At 71.7% G+C, this 22,081-nt stretch carries 20 protein-coding genes; 10 read left to right on the forward strand and 10 right to left on the reverse strand.

What is annotated here, in order from left to right; genetic code table 11:
- Window position 1: 1 nt before the first annotated feature.
- Entirely contained in the window at window positions 2-733 is a 732-nt protein-coding gene (locus AC0VY3_RS04095) for a hypothetical protein (RefSeq protein ID WP_475548958.1), read from the reverse strand.
- A 280-nt stretch (window positions 734-1,013) separates the two neighbouring features.
- Between AC0VY3_RS04095 and AC0VY3_RS04100 the strand changes: the two genes are divergently transcribed.
- The gene (locus AC0VY3_RS04100) at window positions 1,014-2,351 is read left to right on the forward strand and encodes an acyltransferase family protein (protein WP_475548959.1); all 1,338 of its coding nucleotides are present in this window, start codon (window positions 1,014-1,016) and stop codon (window positions 2,349-2,351) included.
- A gap of 3 nt (window positions 2,352-2,354) precedes the next feature.
- Here AC0VY3_RS04100 and AC0VY3_RS04105 read toward each other — a convergent pair whose 3' ends face one another.
- From AC0VY3_RS04105 to AC0VY3_RS04125, 5 genes are all read right to left on the reverse strand, one after another.
- Complete coding sequence (locus AC0VY3_RS04105) at window positions 2,355-2,615, reverse strand: Txe/YoeB family addiction module toxin (RefSeq protein ID WP_475548960.1); 261 nt, start codon at window positions 2,613-2,615, stop codon at window positions 2,355-2,357.
- Window positions 2,612-2,863, reverse strand: coding sequence for a type II toxin-antitoxin system Phd/YefM family antitoxin (locus AC0VY3_RS04110; protein ID WP_097869851.1), 252 nt, complete (start codon window positions 2,861-2,863; stop codon window positions 2,612-2,614). The genes AC0VY3_RS04105 and AC0VY3_RS04110 overlap by 4 nt, the downstream gene beginning before the upstream one ends.
- 106 nt (window positions 2,864-2,969) lie before the next feature.
- The gene (locus AC0VY3_RS04115) at window positions 2,970-4,052 is read right to left on the reverse strand and encodes a hypothetical protein (protein WP_475548961.1); all 1,083 of its coding nucleotides are present in this window, start codon (window positions 4,050-4,052) and stop codon (window positions 2,970-2,972) included.
- Window positions 4,049-5,188 carry a hypothetical protein gene (locus tag AC0VY3_RS04120; protein ID WP_242742435.1) on the reverse strand — a complete coding sequence of 380 codons (1,140 nt, stop codon included), beginning with the start codon at window positions 5,186-5,188 and terminating at the stop codon, window positions 4,049-4,051. The genes AC0VY3_RS04115 and AC0VY3_RS04120 overlap by 4 nt, the downstream gene beginning before the upstream one ends.
- An 86-nt stretch (window positions 5,189-5,274) precedes the next feature.
- Window positions 5,275-5,649, reverse strand: a complete 375-nt coding sequence (locus AC0VY3_RS04125; protein ID WP_103507147.1) for a hypothetical protein — start codon at window positions 5,647-5,649, stop codon at window positions 5,275-5,277.
- Window positions 5,650-5,798: 149 nt separating this feature from the next.
- On the opposite strand from AC0VY3_RS04125, the gene AC0VY3_RS04130 reads away from it, so the two are divergent.
- The 5 genes from AC0VY3_RS04130 (at window position 5,799) to AC0VY3_RS04150 (ending at window position 14,589) form a co-directional block, all read left to right on the forward strand.
- Window positions 5,799-7,622, forward strand: a complete 1,824-nt coding sequence (locus AC0VY3_RS04130; RefSeq protein WP_475548962.1) for an ABC-F family ATP-binding cassette domain-containing protein — start codon at window positions 5,799-5,801, stop codon at window positions 7,620-7,622.
- A gap of 76 nt (window positions 7,623-7,698) precedes the next feature.
- Window positions 7,699-9,447, forward strand: a complete 1,749-nt coding sequence (locus tag AC0VY3_RS04135) for an outer membrane protein assembly factor BamB family protein (RefSeq protein ID WP_475548963.1) — start codon at window positions 7,699-7,701, stop codon at window positions 9,445-9,447.
- A gap of 236 nt (window positions 9,448-9,683) precedes the next feature.
- On the forward strand, window positions 9,684-11,609 hold the full coding sequence (locus tag AC0VY3_RS04140) for an outer membrane protein assembly factor BamB family protein (RefSeq protein WP_475548964.1): 1,926 nt from the start codon (window positions 9,684-9,686) through the stop codon (window positions 11,607-11,609).
- A gap of 106 nt (window positions 11,610-11,715) precedes the next feature.
- Window positions 11,716-13,614, forward strand: coding sequence for an outer membrane protein assembly factor BamB family protein (locus AC0VY3_RS04145; RefSeq protein WP_475548965.1), 1,899 nt, complete (start codon window positions 11,716-11,718; stop codon window positions 13,612-13,614).
- Window positions 13,615-13,866: 252 nt separating this feature from the next.
- Complete coding sequence (locus AC0VY3_RS04150) at window positions 13,867-14,589, forward strand: helix-turn-helix transcriptional regulator (RefSeq protein ID WP_103507687.1); 723 nt, start codon at window positions 13,867-13,869, stop codon at window positions 14,587-14,589.
- 24 nt (window positions 14,590-14,613) lie between these two features.
- On the opposite strand, the gene AC0VY3_RS04155 is transcribed toward AC0VY3_RS04150, so the two are convergent.
- Both AC0VY3_RS04155 and AC0VY3_RS04160 read right to left on the reverse strand, forming a co-directional pair.
- Entirely contained in the window at window positions 14,614-14,922 is a 309-nt protein-coding gene (locus AC0VY3_RS04155; protein ID WP_475548966.1) for a hypothetical protein, read from the reverse strand.
- A gap of 15 nt (window positions 14,923-14,937) precedes the next feature.
- Window positions 14,938-16,608, reverse strand: coding sequence for a sodium:solute symporter family protein (locus AC0VY3_RS04160; RefSeq protein ID WP_103507689.1), 1,671 nt, complete (start codon window positions 16,606-16,608; stop codon window positions 14,938-14,940).
- Window positions 16,609-16,844: 236 nt separating this feature from the next.
- Between AC0VY3_RS04160 and galT the strand changes: the two genes are divergently transcribed.
- Genes galT through galK form a run of 3 tightly spaced genes read left to right on the forward strand, consistent with a single transcriptional unit; the run spans window position 16,845 to window position 20,058 of the window.
- Window positions 16,845-17,888 carry a galactose-1-phosphate uridylyltransferase gene (gene galT, locus AC0VY3_RS04165; protein ID WP_103507690.1) on the forward strand — a complete coding sequence of 348 codons (1,044 nt, stop codon included), beginning with the start codon at window positions 16,845-16,847 and terminating at the stop codon, window positions 17,886-17,888.
- Window positions 17,889-17,902: 14 nt separating this feature from the next.
- Window positions 17,903-18,877, forward strand: a complete 975-nt coding sequence (gene galE / locus AC0VY3_RS04170) for a UDP-glucose 4-epimerase GalE (protein WP_475551635.1) — start codon at window positions 17,903-17,905, stop codon at window positions 18,875-18,877.
- A complete protein-coding gene (gene galK, locus AC0VY3_RS04175; RefSeq protein WP_103507691.1) occupies window positions 18,877-20,058 on the forward strand; it encodes a galactokinase in 1,182 nt (393 codons plus the stop codon). Before galE ends, galK begins: the two co-directional genes overlap by 1 nt.
- A gap of 36 nt (window positions 20,059-20,094) precedes the next feature.
- On the opposite strand, the gene AC0VY3_RS04180 is transcribed toward galK, so the two are convergent.
- Window positions 20,095-20,535, reverse strand: a complete 441-nt coding sequence (locus AC0VY3_RS04180; RefSeq protein ID WP_242742427.1) for a GNAT family N-acetyltransferase — start codon at window positions 20,533-20,535, stop codon at window positions 20,095-20,097.
- Window positions 20,536-20,817: 282 nt separating this feature from the next.
- On the opposite strand from AC0VY3_RS04180, the gene AC0VY3_RS04185 reads away from it, so the two are divergent.
- On the forward strand, window positions 20,818-21,603 hold the full coding sequence (locus AC0VY3_RS04185) for a LuxR C-terminal-related transcriptional regulator (RefSeq protein ID WP_475548967.1): 786 nt from the start codon (window positions 20,818-20,820) through the stop codon (window positions 21,601-21,603).
- On the opposite strand, the gene AC0VY3_RS04190 is transcribed toward AC0VY3_RS04185, so the two are convergent.
- Complete coding sequence (locus AC0VY3_RS04190) at window positions 21,559-22,056, reverse strand: MarR family winged helix-turn-helix transcriptional regulator (protein ID WP_103507396.1); 498 nt, start codon at window positions 22,054-22,056, stop codon at window positions 21,559-21,561. The two genes, AC0VY3_RS04185 and AC0VY3_RS04190, sit on opposite strands and share 45 nt — an antisense overlap.
- Between the last annotated feature and the right edge of the window lie 25 nt (window positions 22,057-22,081).

Below are 22,081 nucleotides of genomic sequence, written 5' to 3' on the forward strand. Positions count from 1 at the left end.
GTCACTGCCAGCGGTAGGGCGTGATGCTGGGGTCGTAGGAGCAGGTGACCATCGTCCTGTTGGTGGCCATGAGGGTGCGGCCGCGGTCGGCCTTCGCGCAGAACTGGCCGTCGACGACGGGGTGGCCGTTGGAGGTGCAGGCGTACCCCGGCTTGCCGTCGGAGCAGGTGATCATCGAGCCGCCCGCGGGCTTCGGCGTGGCCTTCGTGGGGGCCGGGGCGGGAGCCCGGGTGGCGGTGGGCTCCGGCTTCGGGGCGGCGGTCCTGGGCGGGACGTGGGCCGGGTCGTTCTTCTGGTGCAGATAGCCGTGGAAGCTGGTCGTGCAGTCGCTGAAGTCCTTCGCGAGCCGGACGGTGACCGTGGCGTCGGCGGTGAGCCGGGTGCCGCGCCCTGGGCTGGTGTCGCAGATGTACCAGCCGTCGTGGTTCTGCGGGAGGGTGACGTCCTTGTGCTGGGCGGCGGCCTTCAGGCGGGCGGTGGATATGTCCTGGCGGGCGAACTCCGCCCGCGCCTCCTCGTAGGTCCGGCTGTGCAGTGCCGGCACGACCGGATCGGGCGCGACGGTCGCGGTGGGCGTGGGGGAGGGCGTGGCCGTGGGGGTGGCCGAAGCGGTCGGCGTGGTGGCGGACGGGGCCGCCGGGGCGCTGTCGTCGGTCGGGGTGCTGTCCTCGCACCCTGTCAGGGCGAGCACGCCGAGCAGGGCGACAGGGGCGAAGTGGCGAGAAAACCGCACGGTGTCGGTACTCCGGTTCTCGGGAACGGCAGGCGTCGCGGCAGATCGCCGAGGGGCCGCCGGTGTGCCTGCCGAAGAGCAGATTTTGTGCTTGTTTTACTCGTCAACGACCGCCCTGTCCAGATCTACTACGCAGTAGGACGCTTCGGAGTCATTTCAGCGTTTTCTGCCTCTTCCTGACGCTTTTTGAGCCGGCTCGTTCGCCGACTCGGCTACTCAGACGCCGAATTGAGTACGCGCACCCTGCCGCACCCCACCCGGCGCGCGCGACGTTGAGTCCATGGGATCAAGTGTTCGTGAACTGGCCAGGGCAACCCCCGCCACCCGGGACCGTTACGTCGACCTCCTGCGGGTCGCCTCGCTCGCCGCGGTCGTGCTCGGCCACTGGCTGATGGCCGCCGTCACCCCGGACGGGGTCGGCAATCTGCTCGCCGTCGTCCCCGCGCTCCAGCCGCTGACCTGGCTGCTCCAGGTCATGCCGGTGTTCTTCTTCGTCGGCGGCTTCTCCCACGCGCTGTCCTACCGCTCCCTGCTCCGCAAGCGCCCGGAGGCCGCGGCGGGGCGCTCCCCGGACTCCGTCTACGCCGCGTTCCTGCGCGCCCGGCTCCAGCGGCTGCTGCGGCCGACCACGGTCTTCGTCCTGGTGTGGGGCATGGCCGCGCTGCTGGTCCAACTCCTCGGCGGGGGCGGCGGGCTGACCGGCGTCACCCTGCGCATGGTGACCCAGCCGCTGTGGTTCATCGGGATCTACCTGGCGATGGTCGCGTTCGCCCCGCCGCTGCTGAAGCTGCACGAGCGGTACGGCTGGGGGGCGTTCGCCGCACTGGCGGGCGCGGCCGCCGCCGTGGACGTCCTCCGGTTCGCCGCCGGAGTGCCGTACGTCGAGTTCCTGAACTTCGCGTTCGTCTGGCTGGCGGTCCACCAGCTCGGCTTCCTGCGCGCCGACGGCCACCTCCGCCTGCGCCGCCCCGCCCTGCTCGCCGCCGGCGGTCTGGTCACCGCCTGCGCGCTGGTGGCGTTCGGGCCGTACCCGCTGTCCATGGTCGGGATGCCCGGCGAGAAGGTCAGCAACATGGCCCCGCCCACCCTCGCCCTGCTGGCCCACGGCCTCTGGCTCGTCGGCGCGGTCGAACTGCTCCGCGCCCCGGCCGCCCGCCTGCTGGAGCGACCCCGCCTCTGGCGCACGGTGGTGGCGGCCAACGGGGTCGCGATGACCGCGTTCCTCTGGCACCTCACGGCGATGTTCGGCGTGTACGGGGCCATGCTCGCCCTCGACGTCCCGCTGCCCGAGCCCGCGTCGGCCGCCTGGTGGGCCCAGGTCCCGCTGCGGATCGCCCTCGCGGCGGCCCTCACCGCCGGACTCGTGGCGGCCTTCCGCACCTTCGAACGCCCGGCCCCCGCCCTGCCCGCCCAGGGCCACGGCCCCCTCGCGGCACTCGGCGCGACGCTCTGCCTGCTCGGCGTGCTGGGCCTGTCCATGGTCGGCTTCAACGGCCTGCTGGACGGCCGCACGGCCCTGCTGATCGCGATCCCGGTCAGCGCCCCGGCCGCAGTGGCGATGACCCTGGGCGGCTGGCTGCTGGTGGAGCGGGCGGGGCGGGGAGCGGGGGTGCGGTAGGGGTCAGTGGCCGTAGTGGTAGCGGCAGGCGGCGATGCGGACCTCGTCGTCGACCACTTTGTAGATGAGCCGGTGCTCGTCGGTGATGCGGCGGGACCAGTACCCGTGGAAGCCGTGCTTCAGGGATTCCGGCTTGCCCATTCCTTCGTTGCCGTTCCGGGCGATGTCCTGGAGCAGCGTGTTGATCCTCTTGAGGATCTTGCGATCCTGGTTCTGCCACCAGACGTAGTCGTCCCACGGTGACCGGTCCCACACGAACTTCACTCCGCGAGCTCCCGCACCGTGCCGCCGCCGCTCTCCAGCCGGTCGATCGAAGCCAGCAGCCGACGGGCGTTCTCCGGGCTCCGGAGCTGGTACGCGGTCTCCTTGAGGGACTCGTACTCGTCGAGAGCCACTATCACCACGGGCTCGTGTCCGGCACGCGTGACCACGACCTCTTCACGGTCGTCCACGACTGCGCTCAGGGTCTCGGCGTACTTCGCGCGGGACTCCGTGTAGGTCATCGTGCGCATGATCGCCTCCCGTGCTTGGTGTACATCATCCTGTACGTACAGGAAAGCGTACAGCTGTCTGGGAGGGTGCGGCAAGGAACCCGGCCAGCCGCAGCCCTCCCCGCCCCTACACCGCCCCCGGCGCCTCGCAGCCGTGCTTCTTCGCCGAGCGCTCGGCGAAGCGCTGGAGCGCCGCCCGCAGCCCCCGGTGGTCCACGACCGGCGCCGCGAGCTTCGGGTTGCCCTCGTCGCCGAGGGTGTCCACCTCGAACAGGGCCGTCCCGCCCGCTCCGGGGCACCGGGCGCCCAGCGCATAGGAGCCGCTCAGCGCGTCCGGGCCCCTGCGGGCGGCGGCGTCGCTGTCCTGCCATTCGTCCAGCCGCATGCGGGCGTACCGGGCGGACGGCCCGTAGGACGCGGTGAAGCCGTACAGAAACGCACCGCGCAGACCGCCCAGGACGCACTCCTCCAGGGGCGCCGGGTCCGCCGTGATCTCCTGCACCGTGCGTACGCCCCACCGAGCGGCGGTCTTCTCGTCCAGCACGCCCGCGCAGCTTCCCGTGGCCGACGCGACGGGTTTGTAGTCCCTGGGGTTCGTCGAGACGCCGACGTCCTTCACCCGCTGGCCGGTCGGTGCCGCGCACCCGGTGCGCCGCGTGTACGCCGTCGCCGTCTCCGTGAGGACGGCCACGAGCCTTTCCCGGGCCACCGGATCGTCGAAGCCGCCCCGGCCGAGGTCGGCGTCCACCGTCATCACCCGCCCCTGACCGGACTCCTTGCCGCAGTTCAGCAGGAGGACGGCCGCCGCCTCGTCCGGGCTTTCGCTGTCCGGGTTGTACCGGAAGGAGCCGGTCCAGCCGTGCCCCAGAGGCGCGTCGAAGCCGCCGGAGTTCTCCAGATTCATCATGCGTTCCGTCTGCCCGACCCACAGAGCCAGGCCGATGTCCGAATCGTCGTCGGACGCGCTGACCGTGCAGCGCCGCCGGTCGCTCCAACGGCCCGACGAGGTCAGGGAGATGCCGTCGAACAGCTCCCGCACCGCACCGGCCGCCAGATCGCCGTCGCAGGCCGAATCCAGGGCCCGGTCGTCGCGCCAGGAGTCGTAGCCGCCGGAGACCCAGAAGAGGCCTCCCGCCAGCACCGCCGCGGTCACGGTCCAGGCCGCCGTGCGGCGCACCCGTCGCCTGCGCCAGAAACGGACGTCGCTCACTTCCACACCTTTCCGAGAACCTTCACCGCATGGCAGCCGGACGAGGTCAGATACGCGTCGAGGACCCGGTCGGCCCGGGAGGCGGCGAGAGAAGCCGCGGCCGTCGTCACGGTCACCCGGCTCAGCGTCCGGGCCCCCGAGCACGAGGACTCGGCCCAGACGGCCAGCGTGTACGACTTCTCGCCGCCCACCGGTTCCGGTACCCGGGAAAGGGCGGCCAGCTCGGACCCGTACGCCGTGCGCGCCTCGGACAGCAGCGGGCCCCGCCAGCTCACCGAACTCACCCCGGCGAAGTGGTCCAGCCGGTTCGCCGGCTTCGCCCGCGGCACCCTCAGGGAGCAGGCGTCCACATCGTCGCCCGTGACGCCCCGGCCGTCCGGCTCGTCGGGGCCCGGTTCCTTCGCGTCGAGCAGCCCCGGCCGGAACCAACGGCAGGCGGGCGGGGCCTCGTCGGACTCCTCGGACCCGTCCCCCTCGGACCTCGGCAGCGGCCGTACGTCCGAGGGCTCCACCGCCGGACCCCCGCAGCCGCCCCGGTCCCGTACGTGGTTGGCGACGGCCGCCACCGCGCCGCCCAGCTCCCCGGCCGTGCGGACGTGCTCCGGATCGTCGGACCAGGACGAGGCATGGACCCGGAAGCGGGTCACCGGGCGCGGGTAGCCGGGCAGGCCGGCCGGGCAGCCGGCGGTGACCTGGGTGGTTGCGGTCCGGTACGCGGTGGCCCGGTCGGGCTCCTTCGCGGTCCGTGCGGAGAGGATGTCCCCGAGCCGTACGCCGGACAGCGGAACGTCCAGCACCGGCACCGCCGCGAGCTCCAGACCCCCGGACGCGCTTCCCCAGAATGCGTCCCACCCCACCGCGCACCGCAGCAGGGTGCGCGGACCGTGCCCGGACGGCCCGGTCAGGTCCAGGTCGTCGTACAGTTCCCAGGTCTCGCCCTCGGGCAGCAGGCCTCGCGTCGTCGCTCGCGGCAGGGCACCCCCGCAGGCCGTTTCCAGGACCTCGGCGTTACGGGCGTCGCGCCGCTCGGACCGTACGAGCAGGAACCCGGCCACCAGCACCGCGGCGAGCACCACCACGGCCGCCTTCGGCAGCACCCGGTGACCGATGAACCGTTCCCATGCCGATGCCGCCACTCCGACCGCCCCCCAGGCCTCATGATCAGTCGGCGCACGCTACCGCACGTCCCGGAGCCGTCACGGAGAGGGGCGGCCCCCGGCGCTCACCAGCCCGTCATCACTCCGCCCAGCAGCAGCGGGGCGGCGACCAGCGAGAGCGGCTTCACCCGGAACGGACCGGCGGCCCGGCAGACGGCGAACGCGGCGACGATGCCCAGCGGGGCGAGCGTGGGCACGGACTCGGTGATCGGCGCGCGGGTGCCGCCCGCCCACTCCGCGGCCCAGGACCCGGCAAGACCGGCCAGCACGGCGAGGAACACCTGGTTCATGGCGAACCACCGGTCCTCCAGCACGTCGGCCAGCTCGCCGAAGCCGGTGCCCGTGCGGCGGGCCCGGACGGCGGTGACGAGGAACGCGATCAGGATGCCCATGGCCGCCGCGAGAAGGATCCACCGCAGTACCGTCGCGACGACTACCACCCCGTACGCCCCCGATTCACCTCTGCCGTCAACGTCATGGACGAGGGTATGCGACCCCCTCCCGCCCGGACGGTGAGGCCGCGGGACCGGTGCCCCGCCGACGCGCCGTACCCTGGAAAGGTCGCATCAACCCACCGTGCAGGAGTGAAATGGCCGTCAATCTGGTCAATGTCGAGCAGGTCAGCAAGGTGTACGGCACCCGTGCCCTGCTCGACGGTGTGTCCCTCGGGGTCTCCGAGGGCGACCGGATCGGTGTCGTGGGCCGCAACGGCGACGGCAAGACCACCCTCATCCGGATGCTCGCCAAGCTGGAGGAGGCGGACACCGGACGCGTCACCCACAACGGCGGGCTGCGGCTCGGCGTCCTCACCCAGCACGACTCGCTGGACCCGGCGAAGACCATCCGCCAAGAGGTCATCGGCGACCTCGCCGACCACGAGTGGGCGGGCAGCGCCAAGATCCGTGACGTGCTCACCGGGCTCTTCGGCGGTCTGGCCCTCCCCGGCTTCGAGCACGGGCTCGACACCGTCATCGCCCCGCTCTCCGGTGGCGAGCGCCGCCGTATCGCCCTGGCCAAGCTCCTCATCGACGAGCAGGACCTGATCGTCCTCGACGAGCCCACCAACCACCTCGACGTCGAGGGCATCTCCTGGCTGGCCGGCCATCTGCGGGCCCGCCGCTCCGCCCTCGTCTGCGTCACCCACGACCGGTGGTTCCTCGACCAGGTCTGCACCCGCATGTGGGACGTCCAGCGGGGCACCGTCCACGAGTACGAGGGCGGCTACAGCGACTACGTGTTCGCCCGCGCCGAGCGGGAACGCATCGCCGCCACCGAGGAGTCCAAGCGGCAGAACCTGATGCGCAAGGAGCTGGCCTGGCTGCGCCGCGGCGCCCCGGCCCGTACCTCCAAGCCGCGCTACCGCATCGAGGCCGCCAACGAGCTCATCGCCGACGTGCCGCCGCCGCGCGACACCAGCGAGCTGATGAAGTTCGCCAACGCCCGCCTCGGCAAGACCGTGTTCGACCTGGAGGACGTGACCGTCCAGGCCGGGCCCAAGACCCTGCTCACCCACCTCACCTGGCAGCTCGGCCCCGGCGACCGCGTCGGCCTGGTCGGCGTCAACGGCGCGGGCAAGACCTCGCTGCTGCGCGCACTGGCCGAGGCCGCCCGTACGCAGGGCGACGAGCAGCCCGCCGCCGGGAAGGTCGTCGTCGGCAGGACCGTCAAGCTCGTCTACCTCTCCCAGGAGGTCTCCGAGCTGAACCCGAACCTCCGGGTGCTGGAGGCCGTCCAGCAGGTGCGCGACCGGGTCGACCTCGGCAAGGGCCGCGAGATGACCGCCGGCCAGCTCTGCGAGCAGTTCGGCTTCACCAAGGAGAAGCAGTGGACGCCCGTCGGCGACCTCTCCGGCGGTGAGCGCCGCCGGCTCCAGATCCTGCGGCTGCTGATGGACGAGCCCAACGTCCTCTTCCTCGACGAGCCCACCAACGACCTCGACATCGAGACCCTGACCCAGCTGGAGGACCTCCTCGACGGCTGGCCCGGGTCGATGATCGTGATCTCCCACGACCGGTTCTTCATCGAGCGGACCACGGACAAGGTCATGGCGCTCCTCGGCGACCGCGCCCTGCGCATGCTGCCGCGCGGGATCGACGAATACCTGGAGCGCCGGCAGCGGATGGAGGAGGAGTCCACCCCCTCCGCCGCCGCCCCCCGCACGTCCGGAGCCGCCGCCCCCGCCGCCGCCCCGGCCGTCTCCGCGCAGGAGGCACGCGCCGCGAAGAAGGAGCTCCAGAAGGTCGAGCGGCAGCTCGACAAGCTCTCCACCCGCGAGACCACGCTGCACAAGCAGATCGCCGAGCACGCGACGGACTTCGAGAAGGTCGCCAAGCTCGACGCCGAACTGCGTGAACTGGTCACCGAGCGGGACGAGTTGGAAATGCGCTGGCTGGAACTGGCCGAGGACGCCTGACCGGGCCCGTGGGGCCGGTGGGGCGGGTGGTAGAACGGGGCGGCAGGGACCGTACGTTCGAGGGGGACCAACACCGATGTCGCAGCCGCCGCCGCAGCAGGGCAGGCCGGGAGAGCCGGAGGGCTTCGGCGCTCCGTACGAACCGCAGCCCGGCGCATACGGAGCCCCCACGCGGCCCCCGCACCCGCCGGGGCCGCAGCCCGGCCCGTACGGTCAGCCGCCGACCGTGCCGTACGGCTCCCCGCAGCCGCAGCAGCCCGCCGGGCCGTACGGCTACCCACAGCCGCAGCAGCCCACGGGGCCGTACGCCTCCCCGCAGCCGCAGCACCAGTTGCCCACCGTGCCCTACGGCCAGCCGCAGCAGCCGCCCTCCGGCGGGCCCGCAGGCGGCGGGCGTTCGCGGGGCCGGGTCGCCGGTCTCGTCGCCGCCGTGCTCGCCGGGGTCCTCGTCATCGGGACGGGCGTCTGGTTCGCGGTGGGCGGCGATGACGACGCCGACGACCAGAAGCCCGTCGCGAAGGAGAGCACCGCCCCGAAGAAGCCCGGCGCCGATCCGAGCCCGAAGCCGACACCCGCCCCGGGCGCCGCGGAGTTCAACAAGGAGCTCAAGGAGGGCGAGGCCAAGGTCCGCTGGATCCTGAAGAACGACGTGGACGTGCCGTCGGGCGGCGTCCCCGTGCGCGGCCCGTGGATCACGGGCGACATCGTGGCCAAGGCCATGTACCGCACGGCGTCCGGCTACTCCCTCGACGACGGCTCGCAGAAGTGGAGCCTGCGCCTGCCGGCCGACGTCTGCGCCGCGCCGTCCCTGCCGAGCCCGGACGGCAAGATCGTCATCGCTCTCAGGGAAAGCACCGAGGAAGGCGCGGACTGCGAGAAGCTCCAGATGATCGACCTGGTCACCGGCAAGGCGGGCTGGACCGCCACGCTCGACCGTTCCTCGATGTCGGACGGGCTCTCGCACGTCGTCATGGCGGTCAACGGCGACGTCGTCACGGCCGGCCGGACGACCCGCACCGACGCCTACCGGATCAGCGACGGCAAGCATCTGTGGGACCGGCTGCCGGGCACCTGCCAGCCGTACGGATTCGCCAGCGGCGACGTCCCGCTCGCCGCGGTCGACTGTCTCAAGGCGCCGAGTGACACGTACGACGAGGAAGTGCGGCGCATCGACCCGGCCACCGGCAGGACCGTGTGGACGTACAAGGTCAAGAAGGGCTGGCGGATCGACAAGTTCTACTCCCTCGACCCGCCGGTCGTCGCGCTGCGGCAGGACGAGCCGGAGCAGAAGTGGGCCATCGCGCTCCTGAGCAACGACGGGACCCTCCTCGCTCAGCCCGATCCCGGCAAGGAGGAGTTCGAGTTGGACTGCGGCGAGCGGGACGAGAACCTCGACGACTGCCTCGGTGCGACCGCCGGCGGCGACACGTTCTATCTCGCCACGAAGCCCGTTCATGTGAACGGCGCGTTCACCAACTCCGTCGTCGCCTTCGACATGAAGACCGGCAAGATCAAGTGGAAGGTGCCGGCGCCGCCCGGGCAGACCCTGCAGCCGATGCGGGTCGAGAACGGCAAGGTGCTGCTGTACCTCGCCGCGCCGGACTCGAAGGCCGAGACCGGCGGCGGCATCATGGCGCTCGGACCGCAGGGCGGCACTCCGCAAACGCTCCTGCGTCATCCGGCGTCGGCCGCAAAGGCCGAGCACGTGTTCGATCCCACGATTCGCTATGCCGACGGGCGCTCACTGATCGCCATCGGCCGCGTCGGCGGTGAGTCCGACGAGGAGGAGATGGACGTGCGGACGATCATCACCTTCGGTGACTGACCATCACCTCCGGCCTCGGCGTAACGACGGCATCACGAGGCGGTTCTCCCTTGGGAACAGGGGCGGGACCGATCCGGTGCCGGGTGGCGGACGGGTGGTACAAAGAAGCCCCGCCCGACTGTCGTAACACCGCGGAAGCCATGCCCGATTCGCTCCTTTCCGAGGGGAATTGACCCCACTCGGAATCGCGGGGGAGACCGGATCGGGCACCGGACCGCACGAAGGGGGACGTGCTGATGAGCCAGCCGCCCAGCCAGCAACCGTCGCAGGGAGGCTTCGGGGCTCCGCAGGAGCCGCCGAACGGAGCTCCTCAGCCACCCCAGGACCAGCCGAACCTGGCGAAGCCGCCGCAGACGCCGCCCGGTCAGCCGCCCCAGGGGCCGCCCCCCGCCCAGCCGCCCGCGCCCCCGGCCGGCCCGCCTCAGACGCCCCCGCCGGGCACCCCGGCGTACGGCTACCCGCAGCAGCCCCCGGCGGGGGCCGGCTACGGCTACCCGCAGCAGCCCGGCCAGGCCCCCGGTCCGTACGGTCAGCAGCCCACCGGCCCGTACGCCCAGCAGCCCGGCCCCTACGGTCAGCAGGCCCCGGGCCCGTACGGCCAGCAGGCTCCCGGACCGTACGGTCAGCCGACCCAGCCCGGTTACGGCTACCCGCAGCAGCAGCACCCCGGCGCCCCCGGCCCCGGCGGACCGGGTTCCGGTGGCGGCGGGTTCCTCAAGAACAAGACCGCCGTCATCGTCGCGGCGGCGGTCGCCGTGGTCCTGGTCGCCGGTACGGGCACCTGGTTCCTCGTGAGCGACAGCGGCGACGAGGACCCGAAGAAGCCGCTGGCCAACACCAGCAACGACCCCAAGCCCCCCAGCGAGTCGCCCACGGTCGACGAGGGCGACGGCAGCGGCGACGGCCGCGAGGGCAACGACGACCTCAACGCCGGGCGCAAGCCGGGCGAGGCGAAGGTCGCCTGGCTCCAGAAGAACGACGTCGACCTGCCCCGCGGCGGCGCGTCCGTGTACGGCCCGTGGTTCGCCGGCGATGTGGTGGCCAAGGCCATGTACCGCGGCGTCTCCGGCTACTCGGTCGCCGACGGCAAGCAGAAGTGGACCGTGCCGCTCCCCGCCGACGTGTGCGCCGCGCCCAACGCCCCCACCGCCGACGGCAAGATCGTCATCGGGGTGAAGAACGGCACCACCGACAAGGCCAACTGCTCCGTCCTCCAGATGATCGACCTCAACACCGGCAAGCCCGGCTGGAAGAAGGAGGTCAAGAAGAACGGCACCTGGGACTTCCTGTCGGACATCGGTCTGGCGATCAGCGGCGACACCGTCACCGTGGGGCGCACCAGCAACTCCAACGCCTACCGGGTCAGCGACGGCAAGGAGCTGTTCGGCAACCCCGACGGCAACTGCAAGCCCTTCGCCTTCGCCGGCGGCCCGAAGCTCATCGCCGCGGCCAGCTGCCGCACCGACGACGTCAAGAACCCGCAGCACCAGGTCCAGGAGCTGGACCCGGCCACCGGCAAGCCCAAGTGGACCTACCAGCCGCCGCGCGGCTGGGAGATCAGCAAGGTCTACTCCGTCACCCCGCTCGTCGTGCGGCTGGAGCACGAGGAGAAGAAGCAGTACTCCATCGCCGCGCTCACCGAGAACGGCAAGCTCCGCTCCCAGCTCGCGCCCGCCAAGGGCGACAAGCTCACCCACGACTGCGGGAGCAGCTTCGCCGTCTTCGGCCAGAAGCTCGAAGGGTGCAGCGGGGTCGCCGCCGACGCCAACACCTTCTACATCGCGACCGCGGACGACAGCAGCGGGACCGCCCGGACGAACAAGGTCATCGCCTTCGACCTGAACACCGGAAAGCCCAAGTGGGAGGCGCCCGCCCCGGCCGAGCGCGTTCTGAAGCCGCTGGGCATGGAGGGCGGTGACCTGGTGCTCTACATGCGGCCGAAGTACGACGCGGCCGGCGCCATCGTGACCCTCCCGCCGACCGGCGGCACCACCAAGACGCTGCTCCAGCACCCGGAGGCGGCCGGCCGGATCGAGAACGGCTTCTTCTCGGCCAAGGTCGCCTACCAGGGCGGCCGCTCCTTCATCTTCAGCAACCGCGTGAGCGCGAGCAACGACAAGGAAGAGCTGGAGCAGTCGACGATGCTGGTGTTCGAGAAGTGACGGCCCGCGAGCCCGGCACGATCCGAACGTCCGCTCCCGGCATCCGGTCGGCCCTTCCCTGCCCCACGCGCCCCCACACCCACTCGTCCCCCGAGGTACGCACGCCATGAGTCAGCCGCCCCAGCCACCGCAGCAGCCGCCCAACGAGCCCGACGAGCCGTCCAACACGCCCCCGGCGCCGCCGGCCGGTCCGCCCTCCGGTGGCTTCGGTGCGCCGCAGGACCCGCCGCCCGGAGGGTTCGGCCAGCCGACCCCGCCGCCCGCGGACCCCTTCGGCAAGCAGCCGCAGCAGCCGCCCGCAGCCCCGCAGGACGCGCCCGCCGGGGGCTACGGCACCCCGCCGCCCCCGGCGCCGGGCAACTACCCCACCCCGCCCGCGCCGCAGCCCAACGGATACGGCTACCCCCAGGCCCCGCAGCCGGGGTACGGCTACCCGCAGGGGCCCGCCGGCCAGCCCGGCCAGCCCGGGACGCCGCAGCAGGCTTACGGCTATCCGACCCAGCCCATGCAGCCGCAGTACGGGGCCCCGCAGCAGCCCGGCGGCGGCAAGAAGTTCTCCACCCAGATGCAGATCATCGTCGCCGCGGCCGTCGCCGTGGTGCTGATCATCGGCGGCGGGCTCATCTACGCCTCCACCGGCGATGACGACAAGAGCGGCAAGGACGAGGCCTCCTCGTCCGGCTCCACCGGTGGCGAGGCCAAGGGCGGCGAGGGCGGCGGTCTGGCCGGCGGCGACGAGAAGCCGCCCGCCAACACCAAGTCCAAGGTCGCCCTCCAGCTCCCGGAGCCGCAGGTCACCGACATCACCACGGTGATGGGCTCCTGGATCACCGACAAGGCGTACGTGAAGTCCGGCGTCGCCGAGATCGTCGCCTACGACCTCGACAAGGGCACCAAGCTCTGGTCCGTCCCGCTGCCGGGCGAGGTCTGCTCCGCCTCCCGGCACATGAGCAAGGACTACAAGACCGCGATCGTCTTCGAGGAGACGAAGGCGACCAAGGAGAACAAGTACCCGTCGTGCAACCAGGTCGGCGTGGTCGACATGGCCGCCGGCAAGCTCCTGTGGAGCAAGGGCGTCACCTCCGCCACCGGCGGTGACCGGCAGGTCCGCTTCGACGAGGTCACGCTCAGCGGGTCCACCGTCGCAGCGGGCGGCACCTCGGGCGGCGCGGCCTTCAAGCTGGAGACCGGCGCCGAGCTGTGGAAGCCGAAGGTCGGCTCGGACGGCTGCTACGACCGCGGCTACGGCGGCGGCGAGGCCCTCGCCGTGGTCCGCAAGTGCGGTACGTCCGACAGCCCGCAGCTCACCGTGCAGGCGCTGAACCCGACGACCGGCGCACCGCTGTCCTCGTTCCAGATGCCCGCCGGCGTCGACTACGCGAGCATCGTCTCCACCAAGCCGCTGGTGGTCGCGGCCGATGTCGGCGACACCGCCGGCGACGGCAGCAGCATCTCCGACTTCTTCTCGATCGACGCGGCGACCGGCAAGCTGATCGTGCGCATCCCCGCCGACGCCGAGCAGTACGCGGCCCGCTGCGGCTCCACCGAGGTCGAGCGCTGCCAGAACCTGGCCGTCGGCAACAACCGGCTCTACCTGCCGACCGAGAACCACGACGGCACCAGCGAGTACGGCGACACCAACGAGATCGTCGCCTTCGACCTGACCACCGGGAAGCTCCTCGGCGCCCGGGCCGACGCGGGCGACCGCTACAGCCTGGTCCCGCTGCGGATGGACGGCACCAGCATCATCGCGTACAAGGAGCCCCCCTACGACAAGGGCGGCCAGATCGTCTCCATCGACGGCGAGACCTTCAAGCAGACCCTGCTGATGGAGAACCCGAGCGACGAGGCGGTCCGTGAGGCGGAGCGGCGGTTCTCCAACGACCACTCCGAACTCCTCTACTCCGACGGGCACTTCTTCAAGTCGAAGCGCCTGGTCAGCAAGCGCAGCGTCGTCGACGCCGACGACAAGCTCTACCTCGTCGTCGGGTACCGCACCGACTGACCACCGCTCAACCCCCACGAGCGGCGCGAGCCGTTCGCCAGGCCCTGCCGGTCGATCACCGACCGGCAGGGCCGATCGTTTTCCGCCCGTGAACCGATCACCGGGCAACGGTCAACGAGCCCCGAATGGCGCAGAATTCGGCATTCTGGGGGGCTTCTCCCACGTAAGGGCGGCGCGAGGTCGAACAAGCGTGTAACTTGCCGGGTCAGGCGGCCGGGGGGCCGGGGTGAACGGGGCTGGGAGGCTTGGTCGATGGGCGTGCGGCTCATGGTGGTCGACGATCACCGACTGCTCGCCGAGGCACTCGCCTCGGCGCTGAAACTGCGCGGGCACCGGGTGCTCGCGGCGGCCGCGCCGACCTCCGGGACCGCGGAACTGGTGGTCAGCAGGGCCCCGGAAGTCTGCCTGTTCGGTACGGCCTCGCCCGCCGCCCCGGGGGTCTTCGACCCGATCGTGCGCATCGGCCAGGAGCGCCCGCAGGTGGCGGTGGTGGTCCTCGGGCCGGTGCCCAGCCCGCGCGGGATCGCCGCGGCGTTCGCGGCCGGGGCCGCGGGGTACGTCCGGCACGACGAGCGCATCGAGGGCGTCGAGCGCGCCATGCTCAAGGCGCGGGCGGGGGAGTGCGCCATCGCCCCGCAGCTGCTGCGGGGGGCCTTCGCGGAACTGCTCAACCCGGCGGCCCAGCCCGACGACGAGGGCCGGCGGCTGCTGCGGATGCTCACCCCGCGCGAGGCGGAGGTGCTGGTGCGGGTCGCCGAGGGCGAGGACACCCGGCTGATCGCGGCCGGTATGGGCATCGCCCCGAGCACCGCCCGCACCCACGTCCAGCGGGTCCTGATGAAGCTCGGCGTCGGCTCCCGCCTGGAGGCCGCCGCGCTCGCCGCCCGTACGGGCCTGCTGGAGCGGGCCGCGGGGCAGGGCGGCGACCACAGCGGCACGCCGCAGGGGCCGTACGTCCCCGGGCGGAGCGGGTGACGGACGGCCCCTGCGGGACGGGCCTCAGCCCGCGTCGGGCTCCCGGTCGGCCGGGGCGTCCGGTTCCGGGGCCGCCGGGGCCTCGGCCGGGCGCAGCTTCATCCAGGCCAGGAAGAACAGGCCGAGCGCCAGCATGGCCAGGCCCGTCCACAGGTTGATGTGGACGCCCTCGGCCTTCTTCAGGTCGGCGTCGGACGGGCTGATGCCGGCGATGGTGACGATCACCCCGTAGACCACGAACAGGCCGCCGATGATCCGCCGGATGTCGAAGAGACGGGCCGCGGTCGCGGACTTGAGCTCCAGCTCGGAGACTTCCTTGCGCAGGTCGGACATGGTGAGTTCCTCCGATCAGAACGAGTAGGGGATGTAGCACGCGGCGGCGAGGACGACCGCGCCCCAGCCGAGCAGCGCGGGCTTGCGGTACCAGGCGCTGTCGGCCTCGTCGAGCGCCTCGTCGGGGTCCGGCGACTCGGTCCCGTACACCAGACCGGCCAGTTCGGCGTCGGGCTTCGGTGCGGTGAAGAGGGTGACGGCGACCATGACGACGGCTCCGGCGACGAACCCGACGATCGCGGAGACGAAGTTGGCGCCCTGGTCGGACGGGATGTCGATGATCCCGCCCTTGTAGATCCAGAAGTAGTTGATCATCGCGGCGGCGGTGCCCGCGACCAGGCCCCAGACACCGGACTTCATCGAGGCGCGCTTCCAGAACATGCCGATGATGAACACGACGAACATCGGGACGTTGAAGAACGAGAACAGCGTCTGGAGGTAGCTCATGATGTTCGAGAAGCTGGCGGCGATGAACGCCGTGCCGATCGAGGCCAGCACACCGATCGCCGTGATCAGCCGTCCGAACTTCAGGTAGTACGTGTCCGGCTTGTCCTTCACCACGTACCGCTGCCAGATGTCGGTGGTGAACACCGTGTTGAACGAGGACACGTTGGCCGCCATGCCCGCCATGAAGGCGGCGAGCAGACCGGTCACCGCGATGCCGAGCACGCCGTTGGGCAGCAGCTCCTGCATCAGCAGGGGTATCGCGTCGTTGTAGGTGAGGTCGGAGCCCGGGGTGCCGATCCTGGGCACGATCACGGCGGCGACCAGGCCCGGGATCATCACCGCGAAGACGATGAAGATCTTCGGGAAGGCGGCGATCAGCGGGGTGCGCTTGGCGGCGGAGAGGTTCTTCGCGGACAGCGCGCGCTGCACCTCGGCGAAGTTGGTCGTCCAGTAGCCGAAGGACAGCACGAAGCCGAGGCCGAGGATGATCGTCAGCCAGTTGGCGCCCAGCGGGTTGGCGTCACCGATGCCGGTGCCGCCCCAGGCGGTCATGAAGTCGCCGCCGTGCTGCTTGGTCAGCGAGTCGCTCATGGCGTCCCAGCCGCCGACCCGCTTCAGGCCGAGGACGGTGAGGGGGATGAGCGCGGCGAGGATGACGAAGAACTGGAGCACCTCGTTGTAGATCGCCGAGGAGAGCCCGCCGATCGTGATGTAGACGAGCACGAACAGGCCCGCGACGACGATCGCGACCCACTGCGGCCAGCCGAGCAGCGCCTCCACGACGATCGACAGCGCGTAGAGGTTGACGCCCGCGATGAGGATCGCCGCGAAGGCGAAGAGGACGGAGCTCAGCAGATGCGCCGACCTGTCGAACCGCTGGAGCAGGAACTCCGGCACGGAGCGCACCTTGGAGCGGTAGTAGAACGGCATCATCACGAGGCCGAGGAAGACCATGGCCGGGATCGCGCCGATCCAGTACCAGTGCACCACCGCGACGCCGTACTGCGCGCCGGTGGCCGCCATGCCGAGGATCTCGGTGGCGCCGAGGTTCGCCGCGACGAAGGCGAGCCCGGTCACCCAGGCGGGCAGCGACCGTCCGGAGAGGAAGAAGTCGAGGCTCGTCTTCACGCTGGCACGGGCCGCGAAGCCGATGCCGAGTACGACGACGAAGTAGATCGCCAGGATGGCGTAGTCGAGCCCGTTCGTGGGGAGCCGAAGCCCTTCGGCCAGTGTCTGCATGGGGGGTACTCGCTTCGTTGCGCGAACTGAACCCGACGGAACTTACGCCTCCATGTTCGAGAAATGAACACTCTCGTTGGGGTTCTTTGTTCGATCGTGATCGAGTGTGGGTGAATGTCCGGGTATGCGGACCATGGAGTCGGTCACAGTCGTCCGTGCGTTGTGGCATTGACGCGTGTGTTTGCTTGTGATTTGTTATGTGCGATTATGTTGGGAGGATCTGGTGGAGGACCCTGGTGAAGAAAACGGTTACGACCCTCGCCGACGGCCGTGAGCTGATCTATTACGACTCCGCCGACGACACCGTCCGCGACGCCGTCGACCACCGCCCCCTGGACCCCGTCTCCACCTCGTCCGAGATCCGCCGCGATCCGCTGCTCGGCGACGCGGTCGCCATCGCCTCGCACCGCCAGGCCCGCACCTACCACCCACCGGCCGACGCCTGCCCGCTCTGCCCCACCCGGGACGGACGGCAGAGCGAGATCCCCGACGACCACTACGACGTCGCGGTCTTCGAGAACCGCTTCCCGTCCCTGGCCGGTGACTCCGGCCGCTGCGAGGTCGTCTGCTTCACCTCCGACCACGACGCGTCCTTCGCCGATCTCACCGAGGAGCAGGCCGCCCTCGTCCTCGCCGCCTGGACCGACCGCACCGCCGCGCTCGCCGGACTCGACCAGGTCACCCAGGTCTTCTGCTTCGAGAACCGCGGCGCCGAGATCGGCGTCACCCTCGGCCACCCGCACGGCCAGATCTACGGCTACCCCTTCGTCACCCCGCGCACCGAGCTGATGCTCCGCTCGGCCGCCCGCCACCGCGAGGAGACCGGCTCCAACCTCTTCGACGACGTGGTCGCCCGCGAGGAGAAGGACGGCACCCGCGTCGTCCTCGCCACCGACCACTGGATCGCCTACGTCCCCTACGCGGCGCACTGGCCCTACGAGGTCCACCTCCACCCCCGCCGCCGCGTCCCCGACCTGCGGGAACTGGACGAGGGAGCGCGGACGGAGTTCCCACAGGTCTATCTGGAACTCTTGAGGCGCTTCGACCGGATCTTCGGCCCCGGCGAGCCGCCGACCCCGTACATCAGCGCCTGGCACCAGGCGCCGTTCGGGATCGACGGCCGGGAGGACTTCGCCCTGCACCTGGAGCTTTTCACCATTCGCCGGACCTCCGGCAAGCTGAAGTTCCTCGCGGGATCCGAGTCCGGCATGAGCGTGTTCATCAACGACGTGCCGCCGGAGGCCGCGGCCGAGCGACTGCGAGAGGTAGCGAGCGAGTGAGCAGCCCCCAGAACGTGAGCAACCCGAAGAAGTACCTGGTCACCGGCGGTGCCGGATACGTCGGCAGCGTCGTCGCCCAGCACCTGCTGGAGGCCGGGCACACGGTGACCGTCCTGGACGACCTCTCCACCGGCTTCCGCGAGGGCGTCCCGGCCGGCGCCGCCTTCGTCGAGGGCCGCATCCAGGACGCCGCCCGCCACCTCGACCCCTCCTACGACGGCGTCCTGCACTTCGCCGCCTTCTCCCAGGTCGGCGAGTCCGTCGCGAACCCCGAGAAGTACTGGGTCAACAACGTCGGCGGCACCACCGCCCTGCTCGCCGCCATGCGCGAACACGGCGTACGCACCCTCGTCTTCTCCTCCACCGCCGCCACCTACGGCGAGCCGGTCTCCAGCCCCATCACCGAGGCCGACCCGACCGCCCCCACCAGCCCCTACGGCGCGTCCAAGCTCGCCGTCGACCACATGATCAGCGGCGAGGCCACCGCCCACGGCCTGGCCGCCGTCTCGCTGCGCTACTTCAACGTGGCCGGGGCGTACGGCAGTTGCGGAGAGCGGCACGATCCCGAGTCCCACCTCATCCCGCTGGTCCTCCAAGTCGCCCTGGGTAGGCGCGAGTCGATCAATGTCTACGGCGACGACTACCCCACCCCGGACGGCACCTGCGTACGCGACTACATCCATGTCGCCGACCTCGCCGAGGCCCACCTGCTGGCCCTGACCGCCGCCGCCCCCGGCGAGCACCTGATCTGCAACCTCGGCAACGGCAACGGCTTCTCGGTCCGCGAGGTCATCGAGACCGTCCGCAAGGTCACCGGCCACCCCGTCCCCGAGACCGCCGCCCCCCGCCGCGGCGGCGACCCGGCCGTCCTCGTCGCCTCCGCCGCCACCGCGATCGAGCGCCTCGGCTGGCAGCCGTCCCGCGCCGACCTCGCCGGAATCATCGCCGACGCCTGGCAGTTCGCCCGCCGAGAGGACACGACCACCTGATGACCCAGCATGCCGAGCCGGCCGGGGCCGACCCCGCCGCCACCTTCGCCGAGCTGTACGGGGCCGAGCCCGACGGCATCTGGGCGGCACCCGGACGAGTGAACCTCATCGGTGAGTACACCGACTTCAACGACGGCTTCGTCATGCCGCTCGCCCTCCCGCACACCGCCGTCGCCGCCGTCTCCCGCCGCGACGACGGCGTGCTGCGCCTCTACTCCACCGACGTCCCCGGCGGTGTCGTCTCGCTCCGCCTCGACGAGCTCGTCCCGCACTCCGGCCACGGCTGGGCCGCCTACCCGGCGGGCGTCGCCTGGGCGCTGCGCGAGGACGGGCACCCGGTCACCGGGGCCGACATCGCGCTGACCTCCACCGTGCCCACGGGCGCCGGACTCTCCTCGTCCGCCGCCCTCGAAGTCGTCACCGCGCTCGCCCTGAACGACCTCTTCGAACTCGGCCTGACCGCCGCCGAACTCGCCGTGATCGGCCGCCGCGCCGAGAACGACTTCGTCGGCGTGCCCTGCGGGATCATGGACCAGATGGCCTCGGCTTGCTGCACCGAGGGCCACGCCCTCCACCTGGACACCCGCGACCTCTCGCTGCGCCAGGTCCCCTTCGACCTGGCCGCCCAGGGCCTGACGCTGCTGGTTGTCGACACCCGGGTCAAGCACGCGCTCGGCGACGGCGCGTACGCGGAGCGCCGGGCCGGCTGCGAGGAGGGCGCCCGGCTGCTCGGCATACCGATGCTGCGCGACCTGCCGTACGCCGGTCTCGACGCGGCGCTCACCACGCTCGCCGGTGCCGGGGCGGACGAGTCCGTGATCCGCTACGTACGCCATGTCGTCGGCGACAACCGCCGGGTCGAGCAGGTCATCGCCCTGCTCGACGCGGGCGACGTCCGGGCGGCCGGCCCCGTCCTGAACGAGGGCCATGTCTCGCTCCGCGACGATCTGCGGGTCTCCTGCCCCGAGTTGGACCTGGTGGTCGAGGCGGCGAACGCGGCCGGGGCGCTCGGTGCGCGGATGACCGGCGGCGGCTTCGGCGGCTCGGCGGTCGTCCTGGTGGAGGCATCGGCGGCCGACACCGTGGCCAAGGCGGTCAGCGAGGCGTTCGCGGCGGCCGGACACGCGGCCCCGGGCATCTTCGACGCCGTTCCGTCGGCCGGGGCGCGTCGGCTGCGCTGAGCCCGGGGCTTCCGGGCCCGCCCCGGAGGCCCACGCTCACAACTCCTTGACCAGGATGAACTCGGTGACGCCCGGCGGGTAGTCCTCGACCCGGCCGATCTCCTCGTACCCCTGCCCGCGGTAGAAACCGGGGGCCTGGAAGCCCCAGGTCTCCAGCCGCGAGCGGGTGCAGGCGCGCTCGGTGCGGGCGGTCCGTTCGGCCTCGGCGAGCAGGCGCGCGCCGAGGCCGAGGCCCCGGTGCGGGGCGTCCACCCAGAGCAGATCCACATGCAGCCAGTACGCCCAGGTCCGCCCGGTCAGCCCGCCGGCCACCGCCCCGTGCTCGTCCAGCGCCCAGACCTCCAGCGGGACTTCGTGCTCGGCGGAAGTGGCGAGCAGGGCCCGCAGACCGGCCGAGGCCGCGACGTTGTCCTGGTGCAGACGCCCGCTCAGCAGAATGCGACGTTCTCTGTCTACTTCTGTCTCAAGACGGAACATGAAGCAACCCTAAGACCGACCGGCGATGGGGTGGCGGAGTCGCGGGCCGGACACCCGAGGCGACCAGTTCGCCGAATCGCCTTCCCCCTGTGCCCCCCGCCCGTACGCTGATGCTCAGCACCGGTGGGGGCCGGTGCCGATTCAGGGGAGCGAGAGAGCCGGGTACGGCGTCCGGGGCAGGGCGGCAGGCGGTTCGACGACGGCGGTCGTCGGGCGTGGCAGGCCGCAGTGGAGCCCCCGACGCCGTACCCGCAGCTGTCCGCCCCCACAGATGGGGGTTCTGTGGCGCGTATCCGGGTTCTGGTGGTCGACGACCACCGCATCTTCGCCGAGTCGCTCGCGGCCGCCCTCGCGGCCGAACCGGACGTCGACGTCTCCGCCGCGGGCAGCGGCCCGGCCGCGCTGCGCGCTCTGGAGCGCGCGGCCGCCGAGGGGCGTGGTTACGACGTGCTGCTGGTGGACGCCGAGCTGGGCGCCCTGGCCACCGGTGACGCGCCCGCCGTGCCGGGGCCCCGGCAGGCGGAGGCGCCCGCCCTCGACGGCATCGCGCTGGTCGCCGGGGTCCGCTCGAACCGGCCCGCCGTACGGTCGGTGGTGCTGGCCGAGAAGGACGACCCGCGGGCCGCCGCGCGGGCGCTCCAGGCGGGGGCCTCGGGCTGGGTGGCCAAGGACTGCTCGCTGCAACGGCTGCTGTCGGTGATCCGGGGCGTGCTGCGCGACGAGACGCATCTGCCGCCCGCCCTGCTCACCGGCGTACTGCGGGAGCTGACCACCGCCCGCAAGCACCGCACCGACAGCGAGCGGCTGGTGGAGTCGCTGACGCCCCGCGAGCGCGAGGTGCTGCGCTGCATGGTGGCGGGGCTGGGCCGCAAGGCGGTGGCCGAGCGGCTGTTCCTGTCCCCGCACACGGTGCGCACCCATATGCAGAACGTGCTGGGCAAGCTCGGGGTGCACTCGACGCTCGCGGCGGTGGCGCTGGCCCGCCGGGCAGGGGTCGGCCCGGCCGAGCCGGCGATGCGCCCGCTAGGTGGGGATGTTGTCGAACGGGGCGGTCAACTGGCGCAGTAGTCCGGCCAGTTCGGCGCGCTGGTGGCGGGAGAGCTCGCCGAGGATGGCGCGCTCCTGGTCGAGCAGTCCGGCCAGCGACTGATCGGCCTTGTCGCGGCCCTCGGCCGTGAGCCGGACGAGGACGCCGCGCCGGTCGCTCGGGTCGGGCAGCCGCTCGACGAGGTTCTTCTTGGTCAGCCGGTCGATGCGGTTGGTCATCGTGCCCGAGGTGACCAGGGTCTGGGTGAGGAGCTGCCCGGGGGAGAGCTGGTACGGGGCGCCGGCCCGGCGCAGCGACGTCAGTACGTCGAACTCCCACGGCTCCAGGTGGTGCTCGGCGAAGGCTATGCGGCGGGCCCGGTCGAGGTGGCGAGCCAGGCGGGAGACGCGACTGAGCACCTCGAGTGGTTCCACGTCGAGGTCGGGGCGCTCCCGGCGCCATGCAGCGACCAAACGGTCGACCTCGTCCTCCATGACGATCAGTGTAGATGGTCCCTCG

The sequence above is a fragment of the Streptomyces sp. iso_384 genome, from assembly GCF_056172905.1.

Coding starts and splice junctions, on each gene's coding strand:
- AC0VY3_RS04160 (WP_103507689.1), bottom strand. CDS start 16,608: ATGCAGACACTGGCCGAAGGGCTTCGGCTCCCCACGAACGGGCTCGAC.
- AC0VY3_RS04100 (WP_475548959.1), top strand. CDS start 1,014: ATGGGATCAAGTGTTCGTGAACTGGCCAGGGCAACCCCCGCCACCCGG.
- AC0VY3_RS04155 (WP_475548966.1), bottom strand. CDS start 14,922: ATGTCCGACCTGCGCAAGGAAGTCTCCGAGCTGGAGCTCAAGTCCGCG.
- AC0VY3_RS04130 (WP_475548962.1), top strand. CDS start 5,799: ATGGCCGTCAATCTGGTCAATGTCGAGCAGGTCAGCAAGGTGTACGGC.
- AC0VY3_RS04180 (WP_242742427.1), bottom strand. CDS start 20,535: ATGTTCCGTCTTGAGACAGAAGTAGACAGAGAACGTCGCATTCTGCTG.
- AC0VY3_RS04110 (WP_097869851.1), bottom strand. CDS start 2,863: ATGCGCACGATGACCTACACGGAGTCCCGCGCGAAGTACGCCGAGACC.
- galK (WP_103507691.1), top strand. CDS start 18,877: ATGACCCAGCATGCCGAGCCGGCCGGGGCCGACCCCGCCGCCACCTTC.
- AC0VY3_RS04135 (WP_475548963.1), top strand. CDS start 7,699: ATGTCGCAGCCGCCGCCGCAGCAGGGCAGGCCGGGAGAGCCGGAGGGC.
- AC0VY3_RS04145 (WP_475548965.1), top strand. CDS start 11,716: ATGAGTCAGCCGCCCCAGCCACCGCAGCAGCCGCCCAACGAGCCCGAC.
- AC0VY3_RS04150 (WP_103507687.1), top strand. CDS start 13,867: ATGGGCGTGCGGCTCATGGTGGTCGACGATCACCGACTGCTCGCCGAG.
- AC0VY3_RS04190 (WP_103507396.1), bottom strand. CDS start 22,056: ATGGAGGACGAGGTCGACCGTTTGGTCGCTGCATGGCGCCGGGAGCGC.
- AC0VY3_RS04140 (WP_475548964.1), top strand. CDS start 9,684: ATGAGCCAGCCGCCCAGCCAGCAACCGTCGCAGGGAGGCTTCGGGGCT.